This is a genomic window from uncultured Stenotrophomonas sp., assembly GCF_963519925.1.
In the GTDB taxonomy this organism is placed as follows: Bacteria; Pseudomonadota; Gammaproteobacteria; order Xanthomonadales; family Xanthomonadaceae; genus Stenotrophomonas; species Stenotrophomonas maltophilia_AE.
In genome coordinates this window covers 1-17236 of sequence record NZ_CAUQPH010000002.1, presented here as the reverse complement: position 1 = coordinate 17236, position 17236 = coordinate 1, and the positions used below count along the sequence as shown (strand labels likewise).

16 protein-coding genes are annotated in these 17236 nt (G+C 68.0%); 6 read left to right on the top strand and 10 right to left on the bottom strand.

The annotated features are described in order from the left end of the window. Nucleotides 1-77 precede the first annotated feature (77 nt). The gene (locus tag RWO33_RS00885; protein WP_314101078.1) at nucleotides 78-356 is read right to left on the bottom strand and encodes an accessory factor UbiK family protein; all 279 of its coding nucleotides are present in this window, start codon (nucleotides 354-356) and stop codon (nucleotides 78-80) included. 76 nt (nucleotides 357-432) lie between these two features. Here RWO33_RS00885 and RWO33_RS00880 point away from each other — a divergent pair, with 76 nt between their 5' ends. Beyond that, nucleotides 433-771, top strand: coding sequence for a P-II family nitrogen regulator (locus RWO33_RS00880; RefSeq protein WP_145478873.1), 339 nt, complete (start codon nucleotides 433-435; stop codon nucleotides 769-771). A gap of 30 nt (nucleotides 772-801) precedes the next feature. Here RWO33_RS00880 and RWO33_RS00875 read toward each other — a convergent pair whose 3' ends face one another. Beyond that, nucleotides 802-1449: an RIO1 family regulatory kinase/ATPase gene (locus RWO33_RS00875; protein WP_145478875.1), complete on the bottom strand. Its 648-nt coding sequence runs from the start codon at nucleotides 1447-1449 to the stop codon at nucleotides 802-804. Between the two features lie 424 nt (nucleotides 1450-1873). Between RWO33_RS00875 and RWO33_RS00870 the strand changes: the two genes are divergently transcribed. Next, nucleotides 1874-2779 carry an aspartyl/asparaginyl beta-hydroxylase domain-containing protein gene (locus tag RWO33_RS00870; protein WP_314101074.1) on the top strand — a complete coding sequence of 302 codons (906 nt, stop codon included), beginning with the start codon at nucleotides 1874-1876 and terminating at the stop codon, nucleotides 2777-2779. 230 nt (nucleotides 2780-3009) lie between these two features. On the opposite strand, the gene speE is transcribed toward RWO33_RS00870, so the two are convergent. Further along, nucleotides 3010-3864: a polyamine aminopropyltransferase gene (speE, locus tag RWO33_RS00865; RefSeq protein ID WP_314101071.1), complete on the bottom strand. Its 855-nt coding sequence runs from the start codon at nucleotides 3862-3864 to the stop codon at nucleotides 3010-3012. 196 nt (nucleotides 3865-4060) lie between these two features. Here speE and speA point away from each other — a divergent pair, with 196 nt between their 5' ends. Then, nucleotides 4061-5950, top strand: a complete 1890-nt coding sequence (gene speA / locus RWO33_RS00860; protein ID WP_314101070.1) for an arginine decarboxylase — start codon at nucleotides 4061-4063, stop codon at nucleotides 5948-5950. A 40-nt stretch (nucleotides 5951-5990) separates the two neighbouring features. Beyond that, nucleotides 5991-6314: a DUF6122 family protein gene (locus RWO33_RS00855; protein ID WP_145478879.1), complete on the top strand. Its 324-nt coding sequence runs from the start codon at nucleotides 5991-5993 to the stop codon at nucleotides 6312-6314. 101 nt (nucleotides 6315-6415) lie between these two features. On the opposite strand, the gene RWO33_RS00850 is transcribed toward RWO33_RS00855, so the two are convergent. Genes RWO33_RS00850 through RWO33_RS00840 form a run of 3 tightly spaced genes read right to left on the bottom strand, consistent with a single transcriptional unit; the run spans nucleotide 6416 to nucleotide 8642 of the window. Next, a complete protein-coding gene (locus RWO33_RS00850) occupies nucleotides 6416-7741 on the bottom strand; it encodes an ATP-binding protein (protein WP_314101069.1) in 1326 nt (441 codons plus the stop codon). Beyond that, nucleotides 7738-8400 carry a response regulator transcription factor gene (locus RWO33_RS00845; protein ID WP_314101067.1) on the bottom strand — a complete coding sequence of 221 codons (663 nt, stop codon included), beginning with the start codon at nucleotides 8398-8400 and terminating at the stop codon, nucleotides 7738-7740. The genes RWO33_RS00850 and RWO33_RS00845 overlap by 4 nt, the downstream gene beginning before the upstream one ends. Further along, nucleotides 8400-8642, bottom strand: coding sequence for a PepSY domain-containing protein (locus RWO33_RS00840; protein ID WP_313955405.1), 243 nt, complete (start codon nucleotides 8640-8642; stop codon nucleotides 8400-8402). Before RWO33_RS00840 ends, RWO33_RS00845 begins: the two co-directional genes overlap by 1 nt. A 198-nt stretch (nucleotides 8643-8840) precedes the next feature. Between RWO33_RS00840 and RWO33_RS00835 the strand changes: the two genes are divergently transcribed. Continuing rightward, the gene (locus RWO33_RS00835; RefSeq protein ID WP_145478883.1) at nucleotides 8841-9275 is read left to right on the top strand and encodes a PepSY domain-containing protein; all 435 of its coding nucleotides are present in this window, start codon (nucleotides 8841-8843) and stop codon (nucleotides 9273-9275) included. A 5-nt stretch (nucleotides 9276-9280) separates the two neighbouring features. Here the strand turns inward: RWO33_RS00835 and RWO33_RS00830 are convergent, their stop codons facing one another. From RWO33_RS00830 to RWO33_RS00820, 3 genes are all read right to left on the bottom strand, one after another. Then, nucleotides 9281-9781: a hypothetical protein gene (locus RWO33_RS00830; protein WP_314101064.1), complete on the bottom strand. Its 501-nt coding sequence runs from the start codon at nucleotides 9779-9781 to the stop codon at nucleotides 9281-9283. An 86-nt stretch (nucleotides 9782-9867) separates the two neighbouring features. Then, a complete protein-coding gene (locus tag RWO33_RS00825; protein ID WP_314101062.1) occupies nucleotides 9868-11082 on the bottom strand; it encodes an FAD-dependent oxidoreductase in 1215 nt (404 codons plus the stop codon). A gap of 6 nt (nucleotides 11083-11088) precedes the next feature. Then, the gene (locus RWO33_RS00820; RefSeq protein WP_314101060.1) at nucleotides 11089-11583 is read right to left on the bottom strand and encodes a lipocalin family protein; all 495 of its coding nucleotides are present in this window, start codon (nucleotides 11581-11583) and stop codon (nucleotides 11089-11091) included. A 226-nt stretch (nucleotides 11584-11809) separates the two neighbouring features. On the opposite strand from RWO33_RS00820, the gene RWO33_RS00815 reads away from it, so the two are divergent. Further along, on the top strand, nucleotides 11810-14203 hold the full coding sequence (locus tag RWO33_RS00815; protein ID WP_314101211.1) for a DUF3772 domain-containing protein: 2394 nt from the start codon (nucleotides 11810-11812) through the stop codon (nucleotides 14201-14203). A gap of 11 nt (nucleotides 14204-14214) precedes the next feature. On the opposite strand, the gene RWO33_RS00810 is transcribed toward RWO33_RS00815, so the two are convergent. Then, nucleotides 14215-17236: hypothetical protein (locus RWO33_RS00810; protein WP_314101057.1), on the bottom strand; the 3022-nt coding region annotated here is incomplete at its 5' end.

The window sequence follows — 17236 nt, the reverse complement described above, 5'->3', positions numbered from 1 at the left end:
CTTGGCCGGGTACGGGGGCTTTGGCTGTCGGGCAGTGCCGTGCTGCGGAATCAGGAGAAGCCGCATCGGCACGCGGGTCAGGGCGCGGGGCGTTCCGGCGCGGCGTTCGCGGCGTTGGCCGATGCTTCCAGCGCGGCCACGGTCTTTTCCAGCGCTTCCAGCTTCTCGCGGGTGCGTAGCAGCACCGCGCGCTGCACGTCGAATTCCTCGCGGGTGACCAGGTCCAGTTTGCCCAGGCCGGCCTGCAGGGCACTCTTGAAGGTGGCCTGCAGTTCTTCGCGCGACTGACGCAGGCCCGGCGGCACCATGTCGCTCAGGCGGCGTGCAAGGTCATCGAGCTGGTTGAGGTCGATCATGGGGATCTCTGCGGGTGGGGCTGGCCAGGCACTAGGATAGCGGTATCCTTGCGCCGCAGATCAAGGGAGCCAACAGATGAAGATGGTCATGGCGGTGGTCAAGCCGTTCAAACTCGATGATGTACGCGAAGCGCTGGCCGAACGCGGTGTCACCGGGATCACGGTGACCGAGGTGAAGGGCTTCGGCCGGCAGAAGGGTCACACCGAGCTCTACCGGGGTGCCGAGTACGTAGTGGACTTCCTGCCCAAGGTGAAGATCGAGGTGGCGGTGACCGACGATCAGGTCGAGGAGGTGGTGGAGGCCATCGTCAAGGCCGCCGGGACCGGCAAGATCGGCGACGGCAAGGTGTTCGTGTACGACCTGGGCAGCGTGGTGCGTATCCGCACCGGTGAACTGGACGCCGATGCGCTGTAAGGGGATTGCCGGGCAGAGCCCGGCAGGCATTCAAGCTTTGAACCAGCGGTAGAAGCGCTTCCAGGCCACCCGCACGCCGGCCACCCAGCGGGGGTCGGCCACCTGGGCCGCTTCGGAAGCGCTGGGTCGGGCACCGGTCAGGCGCTGGCGCATCTTGAGCAGGTTCTTCATGTCGCTGCGGCGCAGCTGGCGCGAGACCGGGTGGACCGGCAGCCAGCGCGGGCTGCGCCAGGCCGAGGTGAAGTCCACCAGCACCGGCACGCCGCCATTGACCATCACGTTGGTGCCATGCAGGTCGTTGTGGGTGATGCCGGCGGCATGCAGGCGGCTGAGGGCCATCTGCAACTGCTCGAACACCTCGATGCCCACCGACTGGGCGGCGCTGAGGGTCTGGCCGGGAATGAACTCCATGCCCAGCGCCAGGCCGCCGATGGTGCCGAGCAGGGCAGGGGCGTGCTTCCAGCCGGCCAGCCGCTGCAGGATGCGCGCTTCGCGGCGCACCAGCAGGCGGGCCACCGGCGACAGCGGGGTGCCGCGGTAACGGGTGTAGTCCTTGACCACTGCGGGCTGCCCGTTGAGGCAGGTGCGGTAGACGTCGGGTTCAAGCAGGCGTTCGCCGCGCTTGAGCAGCTCGGCGGGGGCGGTGTCGTCGACACACAAGGCAACGGTTGTATTCATGACATTCTGGGGCGACCCGGCGGTCGGCGCAAAGCGTCAGGCGTACCGGTGCTGCTGAATGGGGGAAGATCAAGATTTCGTTAATTTTAGTACTCCCCAGTACACCAATCCAGTAGTTGTCAAAAAAATGTAGTAACCGGACGTGGAACAGTTCGTCGCGCAGAGTGGGAAAGCTGCACGCGGCAATTATTCGAAATGCAAATAATTCAATGAGTTAGGCAAATGCTCGCCCCCGCCTGAATGCGACGAGGGTTGACCGCGACCCGGCGCGTCCCGACCATTGGCAGGCTGTAGCAGCCTGCGTGGCAGTCCCGCACCCGTCGGCACGTCTCCGTCGCGCACGCGCTCCCCCCCGATGCGGGCCGGTTCCGGTTCCGCGTTCCCTTTGCCCTGATGGGTTCCGGCGCTGGCCGGTGGAAGCTTGATGATCAAGATTATTGTGGTGGCCCTGTTCGTGGCCTGCGTGCTGTACATCCATTACCGCGGCAAGGTGCGTGCACGCTGGTCGCGGCAGCTGCTCGACCATTCGAGCTTCATGGCGCCCATCAACGTGATCATGTACCTGTTCTCCAAGGTGCCGACCACGCCGTTCCTGGACCCGGGCAGGGACTTCCCGCAGCTGGAACCGCTGCGGGCGAACTGGACGATGATCCGCGACGAAGCGCTGGCGCTGCGCGATGCCGAGAAGATCGCCGCGTCGAGCTCGTACAACGATGCCGGTTTCAATTCGTTCTTCCGCCGCGGCTGGAAGCGCTTCTACCTGAAGTGGTATGGCCCGTCGCATCCGTCGGCGCTGGCGCTGTGCCCGCAGACCACCGCGCTGCTGGAATCCATCCCCGACGTACGCGCGGCGATGTTCGCCCAGCTGCCGCCCGGCAGCGAGCTGCGCCCGCATCGCGACCCGTTTGCCGGGTCGCTGCGCCTGCACCTGGGCCTGGCCACGCCGAACGATGACCGCTGTTACATCGAGGTGGACGGCGTGCGCAAAAGCTGGCGCGACGGCGAATGGATGATGTTCGACGAGACCTACATCCACCATGCGCACAATGAAACCGATCAGGACCGGGTGATCCTGTTCTGCGACATCGCCCGACCGCTGCGGTTCGGGCTGCCGGGCCTGTTCAACCGCGCGGTGGCCGCTACGCTGCTGGCCGGTGGTGCGTCGCCGAATTTCCCCGGTGACCCGACCGGCGGGGTCAACAAGGCATTCGGTGGGCTGTACAAGGTGCGGCTGAAGGCCAAGGCGCTGCGCGCGAAGAGCGCGTTCGCCTATCACGCGATCAAGTGGGGCCTGGTGCTGCTGGTGATTGCGGGGATCTGGGCGTTGTAATCCGACATCGCGAGGGCCGGCCAACGGCCGGCGCTACCGGAATCAAAAAACCCGCGCTGTCGCCAGCGCGGGTTTTTTTAGCATTCCATGTGGCCTGTCCGGTGAGGAGCCCCCCTTGAGTCAAGGGGGGCGCGCCGACAGGCGCAGGGGTTGTGGGTGCTGGTAAGGCCGGGCCCCGCGGTTTGCCGTGCAAACCGTGGGGTATCAACGCAACGCGTTGATACGGCGCATCAGCCCTTCAGGGCTGATGCCACGAACGGCGGGGTCACCAGCACGCCGGTGTGCAGCGCGGCGGTGTAGTACAGGGTCTCGAAGGGCTTGGAGGCCGAATCGGACTGGCGGAAATCGAAGCTGCTCTGGCCCTTGCGCGCCAGGGTCACGCTCCACCAGCCGGTCGGGTAGCACGGCTGCGGGAACGGCAGGGTCTTGAACGACTGGAAGCCGGCCTTGCCCATCTCGGTGCGCATTTCGTTGATCAGGTCCAGCTGCATCAGCGGCGATTCGGACTGCTGCACCAGGATGCCGTCTTCCTTCAGCGCCTTGAAGCAGCTCTCGTAGAAGGCCTTGTTGAACAGGCCTTCGCCCGGGCCGACCGGGTCGGTCGAATCCACGATCACCACGTCCACGCTGCCGGCCGGGCAGTTGGCCATGTAGGCCACGCCGTCGTCGAACATCAGTTCGGCGCGCGGGTCGTCGTTGGAGTCGCACAGCTCCGGGAAGTGCTTCTCGGCCATGCGGGTGACCTGCTCGTCGATGTCGCACTGGGTCACGCTCTCCACGCCCGGGTGCTTGAGCACCTCGCGCAGGGTGCCGCAGTCGCCGCCACCGATGATGACCACGCGCTTGGGCGCGGCGTGGGTGAACAGCACCGGGTGGCTGATCATCTCGTGATAGAAGAAGTTGTCCTTGCTGGTCAGCATGATGGCGCCATCGATGGTCATCAGGTTGCCCCAGTCGGTGGTCGCGAAGATTTCGATCTTCTGGAACGGCGACTGCACTTCATCGAGCTTGCCCTTCAGGCGGTAGCCGATGGCCGAGCCGGTGCGCTCGAAATGCTCGATATACCAGTTGGTGTTGTCAGTCATGGTGTAACGGTCCTGTTCGGAGAAGTTGGAGCCGGGTTGGCGGCACGATGGCCGCGTGGTCTAGCCACGTCCGGACGGGGTCCGCGCCCTGTTCAGGTTCAATCCCCCGGGTCGGGCGCGGGCGCGCATGATAACGGAGCTGTCGCCAGTTAGGCGTTATCATGCACCCCCTTTTTTACCAACCAGGCCCACTGAAATGACCGATTGGTCCCTCGACCAAGCCCGCAAGACCTACTCGATTCCGCATTGGGCGGATGGCTACTTCGACGTGGATCAGGCTGGACACATGGTGGTGAGACCGACTGGCCAGGACGGCCCGGTGGTGTCGTTGCCGCAGATCGTGGACGCCGCGCGCGCGGGCGGGGCCAAGCTGCCGCTGCTGGTGCGCTTCCCGGACATCCTTGGCCAGCGCCTGGGCAAGCTGCAGGCCGCGTTCGGCCGGGCCCAGGCCGACTGGGACTACCCGGGCGGCTACACAGCCGTGTACCCGATCAAGGTGAACCAGCACCGTGGCGTGGCCGGCACCCTGGCCAGCCACCACGGCGAGGGCTTCGGCCTGGAAGCGGGCAGCAAGCCGGAACTGATGGCGGTGCTGGCCCTGTCGCGACCGGGCGGGCTGATCGTCTGCAACGGCTACAAGGACCGTGAGTACATCCGCCTGGCGCTGATCGGGCGCAAGCTGGGCCTGCAGACCTTCATCGTGATCGAGAAGCCCTCCGAGCTGAAGCTGGTTCTGGAGGAAGCCAAGGCGCTGGACGTGAAGCCGGGCCTGGGCGTGCGCATGCGCCTGGCCTCGCTGGGCGCGGGCAAGTGGCAGAACAGCGGCGGCGACAAGGCCAAGTTCGGGCTGTCCCCGCGCCAGCTGCTGGACCTGTGGAAGTCGCTGCGCGACACCGAATACGCCGACTGCCTGAGCCTGCTGCATTTCCATATGGGCTCGCAGATCTCCAACGTGCGCGACATCGCCAACGGCATGCGCGAAGCCACCCGTTACTTCGTGGAGCTCTCGCGCCTGGGCGCGAAGATCACCCACGTGGACGTGGGCGGCGGGCTGGGCGTGGATTACGAAGGCACCCGCTCGCGCAGCTTCTGCTCGATCAACTACGGGCTGGATTCGTACGCCGGCAACATCGTGCAGCCGCTGGCCAACGCCTGCGAAGAGCACGGCCTGACCCCGCCGCGGATCGTCACCGAGTGCGGCCGCGCGATGACCGCGCACCACGCGGTGCTGATCGCCAACGTCTCGGAAGTGGAAGAGGCGCAGGAGGGCCGCGTGCCCGACCAGCACGACGACGAGCCCGCCGCGATCCGCCACCTGCGCGAGATCCATGACGACCTGGACCAGCGCCCGGCGGTGGAGCTGTTCCAGGAAGCGCAGCACTTCCATGCCGAAGGCCTGTCCAGCTATGCGCTGGGCCAGATCGACCTGCCGCAGCGGGCGCGCATCGACGATCTGTTCTATGCGATCGCCCATGCCGTGCGCGCACGCCTGAGCTACGACGAGAAGAGCCACCGTCCGGCGCTGGATGAGCTCAACGAGCGCCTGGTGGACAAGTATTTCGTCAACTTCAGCGTGTTCGAGTCGATTCCCGATGCCTGGGCGATCGACCAGGTGTTCCCGATCGTGCCGATCGAGCGACTGGACGAAGCGCCGCAGCGTCGCGGCATCATCGCCGACATGACCTGCGATTCGGACGGCATGGTGAAGACCTACGTCGAGAACGAAAGCCTGGACACCTCGCTGCCGCTGCACGCGGTGCGCCCGGGCGAAAGCTACCGCATCGGCTTCTTCATGGTCGGGGCGTACCAGGAGATCCTGGGCGACATCCACAACCTGTTCGGCGACACCGACGCGGTCGAAGTGCTGGCCGATGCCGATGGCTACGCCATCACCCAGCAGCGTCGTGGCGATACCACTGACGTGATGCTGGACTACGTGGGCTACAGCCTGGCCGAGCTGCGTGCCAGCTATGCCGACCGCGTGGCCGCCGCCCAGCTGTCGCCGGAACGCGCGCAGGAGCTGTCCGCGGCGCTGGAGGCCGGCTTGACCGGCTACACCTACCTGTCCGACGAGCCGCTGATCTGATCGGCGGGGCGCACGGCGGCAGGCAGGGCGCGGCGGCTCGATGAGCAGCCGCGCCATCTTCCATCTGTTCCTGCATGCCGCGGTGCCGGCACTGCTGGCGTGGATGTTCTGGCGCAAGCGGTTCCTGTCGGCGTGGGCGTTGCTGCTGCTCGGCTGGATCATTGACCTGGACCACCTGCTGGCGGATCCGATCTATGCGCCGAACCGCTGCAGCATCGGCTTCCATCCATTGCATACGGCGCCGGCGATCGCGGTGTACGCGGGGCTGTGTGTACCGAAGAAGACGCGGCTGTTTGGAATCGGGTTGATCATCCACATCGTGCTGGATGCCATCGACTGTTGGTGGATGCACTCAGCCCGGTAGCGCCGACTGTCAGTCGGCTGCCGCGCGAAGCGCGGGATCCGGGCGTTGGTTGTCTGTCGCCAAAGGCAGCCGACTAACAGTCGGCACTACCCGTCGGGCCGTCAACCCGCTGGCAACGTCAACATTGCCTGCAACCCCGGGGCGCCATTGCGCAGCACCAGGCTGCCGCCGTAACTCTCGGCAATGTCCGCCACGATCGCCAGGCCCAGGCCGCTGCCCGGCGCGCGCTGGTCCAGCCGGACGCCACGACCCAGCACGCGTTCGAGATCGGCTTCCGGCAGCCCGCTGCCGTCGTCGTTGACCTCGATCCGTAAACCGGATCCCACCTGGATCACCGTGACCTCGACCCGCTGCGCGGCCCACTTGCCCGCATTGTCCAGCAGGTTGCCCAGCATCTCTTCCAGGTCCTCGCGCGCGCCGGCGAACACGCCCGCCGCGTCCGCATCGCAGGCAAAGACCACCGAACGCTCGCCATGCACGCGCTGCATCAATCCGCACAGTGCGCCCAGCACCGGGGCCACCGGTGTGCGCTGCTGGTGGTCGGCGGCCATGCCTGCGGCCAAGTAGCGGTCGATGCTGGCCTGCATGCGCGCGGTCTCGCTGCGCAGGGTCTGCCGCCAGTCAGTACCTGCGCCGGCGGCTTCGTTGCTCAGCACGCTGAGCGGTGTCTTCAGCGCGTGCGCCAGGTCTCCGGCGCTGCGCCGGGCGCGCTGCACCATGCGCCCGTGATGGTCCAGCAGCGCGTTGAGCTCGGCCGCCAACGGCGCGACCTCGCGCACCAGACCCTGCTGCGGGAAGCGCACGTCCTCGCCGTTACGCACCTGTTCGGCAATGCGCCCCAGCTCGGCCAACGGACGCAGGCCGTAATGCACCTGGGTGACCAGTACCGCGAACCACAGCGCGATCAGCACCAGCAGGGCCAGCGCCGTGCGTTGCCGGAAGGCGGTGACCTGCGCGTCGAGCTGGCTGCGGTCGGCGGCCACCACCACCCGCAGCGGTGTGTCCGCGCGCGGCAGGGTGACCTGCTGGGCCAGGGCGCGCAGCGGCTGCTGCAACGGTCCGCTGGTGTCGAACGGCAGCGCCGGTCCGGTCCGCAGCGCGGCGGGTGCCGGTAGCGTTTCGTCCCACAGCGAACGCGACTGTGCCAGCGGTTGTCCGGTGGCATCGAGCAGCTGCCAGTACGCGCCGGAAAACACCCGCCGGTAGCGTTCGTCGCGCAGCTCGTCGCGCACCTGCACGCCGCCCTGTGCGTCCACTTCGACCAGCGCCAGTACGGCGATCAGGTCGTTGCCCAGCTGCTGGTCCAGCGCCGTACGCGCCGAGCGCTCGAACATCGCCCCGAGCCACCACGTGGCCAGCGCCGAGACCAGCACCATGCCCAGGCCACCGGCCAGCAGCAGGCGGCTGCGCAGCGAGCGGCTCTTCATGGCTGCGCCGAGAGGCGGAAGCCCTGGCCGCGGTGGGTGTGGATGAGGGTACTGCCGAGCTTGCGGCGGATGCGCCCGATCAGCACATCCAACGTGTTGGAATCCGGGTCGAAACCCGCTTCATACACATGCTCGCCCAACCGCGAACGGCTGATCACCACGTCCGGATGGTGCATGAAGTAGCTCAGGATGCGGTGCTCCTGCGGACTCAGCGGCAGCAGCACGCCATCCAGCTCGAAGCGCCCGGCATTGACGTCCAGGCGCAGCGGGCCGCACTGCAGGCGCGGACTGGCGTGGCCGGCGCTGCGGCGGATCAGCGCGCGCAGGCGCAGCAGCAGCTCTTCGGGCTGGAACGGCTTGGTAAGGAAATCATCGGCGCCGGCGTCGAACCCGGCCAGCTTGTCGTGCCAGCGGCTGCGCGCGGTGAGCACCAGCACCGGGAAGTCACGTCCGGCCTGGCGCCAGCGTTCGATCACGCTCAGTCCGTCCAGTCCCGGCAGGCCCAGGTCGACCACGGCTGCGGCGATGTCTTCCACCTGGCCCTGGTACTCGGCGTCCACGCCCTCGCTGCTGTGCACCACCACGTAACCGGCGTCTTCCAGCAGCAGCTGCAGCTGGCTGGCGAGCAGAGCATCGTCCTCGGCAAGCAGGAGTCGCATCAGTCCTCTTCCATCTTGAGCAGGCGGCCGCTGGTCGCATCATAGTCCAGCTCCATGACCACGCCATTGGGCCCCAGGATCTCGATCTCGTATTTGCCGTCGTCCAGCTCCACTTCCAGCAGCTGGCCGGGATAGCGGCGCAGGGCGTCGCGCACCACCGTTTCCAGCGGCACGTAGCGGCCCTGCTGCACCGCCTGGCGCACCGCCTGCTGCTGGCGCGCGCCGCCATCCAGTACCCGCATCGGGTCCTGGGCGGAGGCGGTCAGCAGCAGGGGCAGCAGCAGCGACAGGGCAGTCATGGCGGCGGGGCTCGGGAGGGGTGGATACGGTATACGGGCGGCGTTTAAACGTCGCCTAACAACCGGGCTCATGCTGTGCTTAAGGGCGCTTGCAACACTGGCGGCGCCGGGATGATCCGGTCACTTTCCAGGAACGCCCCCATGAACAAGCTGATCCTCGCCGCCGCGCTGGCGGCCACCTTCACCGCCGCCCCGGCCTTCGCCAAGTCGCTGAACGCTGCCGACGTGCAGGCCAGGCTCACTGCTGCCGGTTACACCCAGGTCCACGAGCTGGAGCGCGACGACGGCGTGTGGGAAGCCGATGTCACCCGCGCCGATGGGAGGTTCGCCGAGGTGATCATCGACCCGGGCACCGGCGAGATCTTCGACCCGTACAGCGACCGGCCGATGCTGGACGCGGGGCAGATCCTCAGCCGTGCCGGCAAAGCTGGGCTGACGAAGATCGAATCGGTGGAACGCGATGGCGCCACCTGGACGCTGGAAGCGCGCAACGCCCGCAACCAGCGCGTGGACGTGCGCATGAGCGGGCACGACGGCCGGGTGATCTCGATCCAGCGCGAAGACTGGTGGGACTGAGTCTGTTACCAGCCGACCGGCGGCGGACCGTTCCAGTAACCGGGGCCGTACCCGCCGTAACCCCCACCATACGGTCCATAGAAGCCCGGGCCCTTGCCCTCGCTGATCTGGATGTTGAGGTTCATGTTGCGGGTCTTGCCGTCGTCGTTGGTGTAGTTCTTGTTGAGGTTCAACTCGGCGGCGTTGAAGTGGGTGTTGCCGAACCCCTTGGCGTAGCCGATGCCGGTGGTGATGCTGCCATTGACCCGCAGCTTGTCATCGGTGACTCCGGCAACGCGGTTGCCGGCCGCGTCGCGCGGGAGGGCGCGGCGGCCGCTCTTGTCGCCGTAGAAGGTGCCGGGCGGGTCGCCGCGCAGGGTGGGGTCGTTCATGTACTGCAGCGGCGCCTGCGGCAGCGACAGGTCCAGGTCGGTGGCCGACTGCGGCCCGGTGGCACCGGCAGCGGATTGCGCCAGCACGACGCCGGGAGCCAGCAGGCACAGCAGCAGGGAAAGCGGGCGGATCATGGTGGGCTCCGGGGCAGGCAAGGCGGCCGACAGCGCTGACGCTAGCAGCCGTTGCTTGAATGATGCCTGTCGTGACGCGGTTTGTATCACCTGTCCAGGCGTTGGAACCCGAACAGGTCCGCCAGCGGATGGCGGCGACGCTCGATACGGGCCCGCAGCAGGGCCGCGCCGACCATCGAGTAGGTGATGCCGTTGCCGCCGTAGGCCATCGCGAACAATACCCGCGGCCCCCATTGTGGGTGCGGCCCGAAGAACGGCAGGCCGTCTGCGGTCTCGGCGAAGGTGCCGCCCCACGAGAACGCCGGTTGCAGCGGCAGGTGGGGGAACAGCTTCCCCACCTGCTTGAGCAGGGTGCCGGTCTTGCCGGCCACGCGACCGTCGCGCCGGGCCGGGATGTCCACCGCATCGTCTTCCCCGCCCACCAGCAGCCGGTGGTCGCCGGTGCTGCGCAGGTACAGGTAGGGGCGCGCCGACTCCCAGGCCATGGTGTCGACCAGTGGTCCCAGCAGGCCGGGATCGATCGGGTCGGTGATGAACGCGTAGCTGCTGCGGTTGCGCGCCACCTTCTGCTTCAGCCAGCGCTGGCCGGCGTAGCCGGTGGCCAGCACCACGTGGCGGCTGCGGATGCGCACGCCCTCCGGGGTGGTGGCAGTCACCCCGCGCGCAGTGGGCTCCAGGGTGTGCAGCACGGTGCGGTCATGCACCGCGCAGCCCGCTTTGGCCAGCCGCATCAACAGGCGGTAGGTCAGCTGATAGGGATCCACCCGCGCGGCCAGCGCGCTGAGGATCGCGCCCGGTGCCTGGATGCCGAATTCCTCCTGCACGGCGTCGGCGTCCAGCCAGCGCACGTCGAAGCCGTGCCGGTCGCGCAGGGCGTACTCCTCCTGCAGCACCGCCCGATGGCGGCCCTTGCTGGCGTAGTACAGGCTCTGCATGGGGTGGAAGTCCACGCCGCGGAAACCCGCTGCCACGCTGCGCAGGGCGGGGATCGCCTCGGCGCAGGCGCGATAGGCCTTCACCGCATCGGCTTCACCGAAGCGCTTGGCCAGGTCGACCAGGTGGGTGTCGATTTCATACTGCAGCAACGCGGTGCTGGCGGCGGTGCTGCCCCAGCCGATGTCGCGCTGTTCGATCAGCACCACGTCATGGCCGTGCGCGCACAGCTCGTTGGCGATCAACGCGCCACTGATGCCGCCGCCCACTACCAGCACGTCGCAGCTGCGATCCTCGCGCAACGGCGGGAAGGCGTGCATCAGCCCGTTGCTGATGGCCCAGAAGGGGTACCCGCTTTTGAGGTCCATGCGGGGTCAGGCAGTGGGTCGGCCGGTGTGCGGGGTGTGGATCAGCCGGCTGAGGTCGAAGCCCTGCAGGCGCGCTTGGGCCAGATAGTGCTCCTGGACGGTGGCGTCGAGCTGCGGCTGGCGTGCCAGCAGCCACAGGTAGTCGCGGTCCGGGCTGCCGACCAGCGCCACGCTGTAGTCCGGCGCCACCTGCATCACCCAGTAATCGCCCTTGGTGAAGGGGAGCCAGCGCAGGCCCTTGGGCAGAAAGCTCACTTCCAGCCGGGCGGGGTCGTTGTCGACCGGGCACGCTTCGCCTTCGGCTTCCTCGATGCTGTCGCCCACGCGGCAGCGGTTGAGCACGGCCACATGGCCGTTGTCTTTCATCTCGTAGTGGGCGCTGACGTCGGTGCAGTCATCCGGTTCATGCTTCATCGGCAGCCGGGCGACCTCGTACCAGGTGCCCAGATAGCGCGGCAGCTGCAGGTCGGTGACGGTTTTCAGGTCGGCGTGGGTGCTCATTGCGGGCCTCGGTAGGAACATGGAATCCACGATGCCGGGGCCGCCGCCACGGCCAAGTGAAGCCGGAACGATCCGCGCGTGACAGCCATCCGGGCGCGCTTACCCGATGTGAACACGGAGCGGTTTATAGTCCGCCAAGGCGCGGTGGTCCGCGTGTTGCCCTGGTACTGCTGGTTTGTCTTCCCGTCCTGGTTTCCCCCTGCTGCGGCCGCTGCTCGGCCTGTTGATGTCCGCCTGGCTGCTGGCCGCCCCTGTCGCATTCGCGCAGGGCGCCGATGACGCGCAGAACCAGCCGCTCGCCCAGCTGGCGCAGGCCGGCAAGGACCTGACCGCGATCCAGCGGTCGCTGGAGGATGCCGACACCCGCGACACGCTCAAGACCCTGTCCGACCGGGCCCTGGGCGTGCAGCGCCGCGCCGATGACGCGGTGGGCGCGCTGCAACCGCAGCTGGACCAGCTGGACATCCGCATTTCCCAGCTGGGCGCGGTTGCCGAAGGCACGGTGGAATCGCGTGAGCTGGCCCAGCAGCGCAAGACCCTGAACCAGGAGCGGGCCGATATCGCGGCGGCCATCGCGCGGGCGCGCCTGCTGGCCGTGGATGCCAAGCAGTTGAGTGCCGATATCGAGAAGATGCGCGCCACCCAGCTCAGCGAGGAGCTGGTGCGCAAGGTCAATTCGCCGCTGTCGCCCTCGCTGTGGCGTCAGTTCGCGACCCATGTGCCGGCCGACCTGGACCGGCTTGCGGCGCTGTACCGGCAGGGCGAATCCACCGCGCGCAAGGCCATCGCACAGCACGGCTGGGGTACGCCGCTGTTCGGTGCGGTGGTGGCGCTGCTGATGTTCTTCCCGCTGCGCCTTTGGCTGCGCGCGCTGGGCCGGCGCTTTGCGGCCTCCGAACGCGCGCCCGACGGTCGCCTGCGGCGCTCGGGGCTGGCGGTCTGGTTGCTGGCGGTGGGCACGTTGCTGCCCGGTTTCGCCGCGGCGATGCTGGTGGGCTCGCTGCAGGAAATCGGTGCGATCCCGCCGCGGCTGGAAGCAGTGGCGCTCAACTTCCAAGTCGCCACCTTCGTGGCGGCGTTCATGGCGGCGCTGAGCGCGGCGCTGCTGATGCCCAAGCGGCCCTCGTGGCGCCTGATGAACCTCGACGACGACATGGCCTGGCGCCTGCGCAAGTACGCCTGGTACGCGGCCGGACTGACCTGGGTGAGCATCCTGCTGGTGGCGCTGAACAAGCAGGCGCGCACCAGCCAGGTCACCACGGTGGCGGTGGACGGGCTGATCGCCATCACCTACATGGTGCTGATCATCGCCATCCTGGTGTCGCTGGCGCGCATGCACCGCCGCCAGGCCGACGAGGTGCAGGCCAAACTGGATGCACAGGGCGCCGATGCCCCGGCCAAGCCCAAGGCCAGCGGGCGCAGGAGCGGTTGGATCGTACTGGCCCGCGTGGTCGGCAACGTGGTCGTGTCTGCAGCGGTCATCGCCACGCTGCTGGGTTACCTCAATTTCGCGCTGTTCGTCGGCCAGCAGCTGATCTGGGGCGCCGTGGTGCTGCTGGCCGCCTCGCTGCTGCTGAAGTTCGCCGACGATCTGGCGATCTGGCTGCTTTCGCCCAGCGGCCGGATCGGCCAGACCGTGGTGCTCACCACGGGCCTGAGCGCGTCGCGGCTGGAGCAGGGCGGGGTGCTGCTGTCGGCGGTACTGCGCATCGGCGTGATCGTGCTGGCGGTGCTGGCGCTGACCGCGCCGTTCGGCAACACCAATGCGTTGTTCGGTGGCCTGGATACCCTGTCCAAGGGCATCACCCTGGGCAAGGTCACGCTCAAGCCCAGCGACGTGGTCTATGCCGTGCTGGCGTTCCTGGTGGTCTGGGCGGCGATGCAGGCGTTCCAGCGCTGGTTGACCGACACCTACCTGCCGAAGACCGAACTCGATGCCGGCGCACGCAATTCGATCAGCACCGTCACCCGCTACCTGGGCATCATCCTGGCGGTGCTGTGGGGCTTGACCGCGATGGGCATCGGCCTGGAGCGCCTGGCGCTGCTGGTCAGCGCGTTGTCGGTGGGTATCGGCTTCGGCCTGCAGGCGATCACCCAGAACTTCGTGTCGGGCCTGATCCTGCTGGCCGAGCGGCCGGTGAAGATCGGCGACTGGATCAAGCTCGGCGACCAGGAAGGCGACATCAAGCGCATCAACGTGCGTTCCACTGAAATCCAGGTGGGCGACAAGTCCACGCTGATCGTGCCCAACTCCGAGCTGATCACCAAGACCATCCGCAACATGACCATGGGCAACGCGCAGGGACGGATCCAGATCCAGTTCAGCGTGCCGCTCAGCACCGATGTCGCCGCGGTGCGGCAGATCCTGCTCGATGCCTATGCGGCGCATGTCGGGGTGCTGGCCGACCCGGCGCCGTCGGTGTTCATCGATTCGATCGCCAATGGCCAGGTCGCGATCAACAGCTTTGCCTACACGTCCGGTCCGCGCGCGGTGTACGGAGTGCGCAGCGACCTGTATTTCACCATGCTGCAGAACTTCGCTGCCGCCGATATCGCGCTGTCGGCGCCCACCGACATCCACCTGGTCCGCGACCCCGCACCGGCCCGCGACGAGCCCTGACCCCAGAACGCTCAGGGACGCGCGGCGGGCACGCCCAACGCGCGGTGGTCGGGGAGGGTGAGCACCGGTGGCTGCAGCCGTCCGGTATCGTCATCGGGCTGTTCGTCCGAGGTCTTGGGGCCCTGCTTGATCGGCTTGAGCGCCTTGCCCGGAGACACGTGCGGGGTGCGTGGACTGCCGCCGACCTTGATCAGCATCCCGGCCGCGCCGCCGCTTTCGCCGAGCCGCTCCTGCAGCGCCGGGCCGTACAGGCTCAACGTGGCCGGGTCGACCAGGTGCAGGGTGCGGCTGCCACTGGCGAGCGGCGGCGGCGCGACCATGGCGCCGGGGATGCCGTCCACGGTACGCACCTTGATCTCATACAGCGGCGACGCCAATGCGCCGCCTTCCTTGGCAATGGCCATGCCCTCGCGCATGGCCCAGCGCATGACCGGTGGCTGGGCGGGCGAGGCCTGCCGGCCCAACACCGACCACAGGAACCGAACGTTGCCGCGCGCGGTGCGCTGCGCCACGCTGACGCCCACCCGCAGGAGCGACAGGCTGCCGGCGGCCGGATTCAGCGCATCCAGGGTGCCGTGGCCGAGCACGCGCGACAGTTCCGCGAAGCGTGGCAGGGTCAGTTTCAGTCCAGGCCGGGCAAGCACCTTGGCCACGCCACTGACCACCGGCCCGACCACGATGATCGCTTCCAGGTAGAGCCCGAACGCGGCCATGGCGAACTCGTTGCGGTTCCGGGAGGAGATCCGGCGCAGGTTTTCCACGAAGGGCACGAAGAAGTCCACCGTCTTCAGCCACAACGGCGCGTCGTCCAGGTGGAGCTCGTAGCCGGTGGGGGCCCAACCTTCGCGACGGAAGCTGTCCGCATCGAGCCAGAAGAAGCCGTGCTGGATCGGCTCGACCAGGGCATGGAACGGCGAGGCCAGGGTGCTGTTGTCGCGCTGCGCGTGCGGCGGTGTCAGCAGTCGTTCCACGATCACCTCCGAGGAGCGGCCCTCGGCCGGTGCCTTGTCGGTGGCATACGCTTCCCAGTCCACCGGCAACGCCGTGCCACGGCGTACCTGCACGGTGGCCATGTTGCCGCTGCGCAGGCGCACTTTGCGGCTCTGCAGTTCGCCGCCCAGCGGCAGCGGCCCGTCCAGCGACAGCGGCACGATCCCGCTCTGCAGCGGAAACAGCTGGAAGTGGCGCGGCTGCCCGGACAGGGTGAGGGTGTAGACCACGCCGAAGCGGCCGCGGTAGGGATCGGTGTCGTTGCGGGTCTCCTGCCGCGCCTCCAGGTCGGGTTCGTGCGTGCGCAGGGTGAACACCTCCACTGCGCCCTGCATCAGGGCGTGCCGCTCCTCCTCCGGGCGCTGGTACAGCGCTTCTTCGATCAATACCCCATAGCCGCGTTGCGCGTGGCGGAAATAGGCGTCGAAGCGGCGCTGGTAGCGCGCGTTGATGTCGGCCAGCCGCGGCAGCGCCGGCCGCATCAGCGCGTAGGCGTCCTGCAGTGCCGCCTCGTAACGCGGGTTGCCCTGCGCACGGTTGAGCGGCGTGTCCGGCACGAAGGTGCGGCACGGACGCCAGCGGTCGGCGTCGGTGCGCAGCGCCCCGGCAGCGACGACTTCGAAGAACGGGAAACTGCGCCCGAAATGGTTGTCGTCATGGCAGAGCAGGAAGTCGGTCGAATTCCACGCATGCCCGGCCAGTACGCCGGGGAAACGTGGAAACACCCGACGGATCTCCGCTTCCAGCAGCGGCATGCGATACGGCAGCGGAGCCAGCACGTCGGCGACCGCGCGCTCGATCGCTGCCACGCGCTGGTCGAAGGCGAGGAGCGCCGCTTCGATCCGCCCGGACGGCCGCAGCGGCGGTGCCGGGCCGCGTTCCAGCTGGCGGAACACGTACCAGTCATGGGTGGGCAGGCGCCGTGCCTGCAACGTCATCTGTTTGACCAGGTCCGGCACGCCAACGCCTTCTGCGAACTCCGAAGACAGGCTGAGCAGCTCACCGAACCGCATCTGCTGCGACAGGCCGCGACGGATCCGTTCGGCCAGGTGCACGCCGCTGACGAACTGGATCGATGCGATGGTGTTGGCGTACACCAGGTTCGCCGGGACATCGGTCGCCAGCAGCTCGGGCGCATGATCCTGCAGGGCCAGCGCGGTGGCCATGCCGAGCGCCGAAGCGGGAATGCGGCCCATGCTGTGCAGGTAGTCCTGGAAGTCCAGCCGGATCTGCGCGAAGGTGCGCCCCCAGTTCGAGGACTTGTGCAGGCGGTAACCGAGCAGCACCCGGGCATCGCGGTCCGATGGCGGACCCAGGTCGAGCACGATCGCCACCCGGGTCAGGCTGGCCAGCAGCGTGGGCGACGTGGGTGCGTGCGCGCCGCCGGCGTACCAGCCCAGCGCATCCAGCAAGGCGGCCTGCAACCGCAATGCGCGCGGCGTGCGCGCCATGCTGGCGACGAGGTAACTGGTGCGGTGCAGCTGGTTCCAGCCCATGTCGCCGTTTTCGAGCAGCGGGCGCGCCAGGTATTCGAGCAGGGTCTGTGGTTCGGGCGCGCGTTGGGCCAGGAACGCGGCCGTGGCCGTGCGTATCCGCTCAAGGTCATACGCATCCAGCGCGTCCCAGGCGTGCAGCAGATCGGCGCGCATGCCCAGCCGCAGCTCGCCCAGCAGCCTTTCCACGCACCGCGCAGCACCATCGAAATGGGTTTCCTCCTCCGGCCCACAGCCGCCATGTGCGGTCAGGATGTCCGAGACATTGACGCGGCCGTCCGAGCGCACCGGCCCGCCCAGCTGCGCGGCGACGTCGCGCAGGGTGGCGAGCAACGGTGCGGCCGCCGCATCCTGCCGCCATGGCGCGGTGGCGTCGAGCGGATGCAGCACGCCGCTGGCATCCTGCGCGACCACGCTGCCGTCCGCATCCACGCTGATCCACAGCGGCGGTGGGTGCAGGGACGGCAGTGATGCCTGCACTGCAGGCAGGGCGAGCAGGCCGGCGAACGCCGACAGCGCCGGCTGCAGCGTGGTCGCGGTGGTGGTGCCC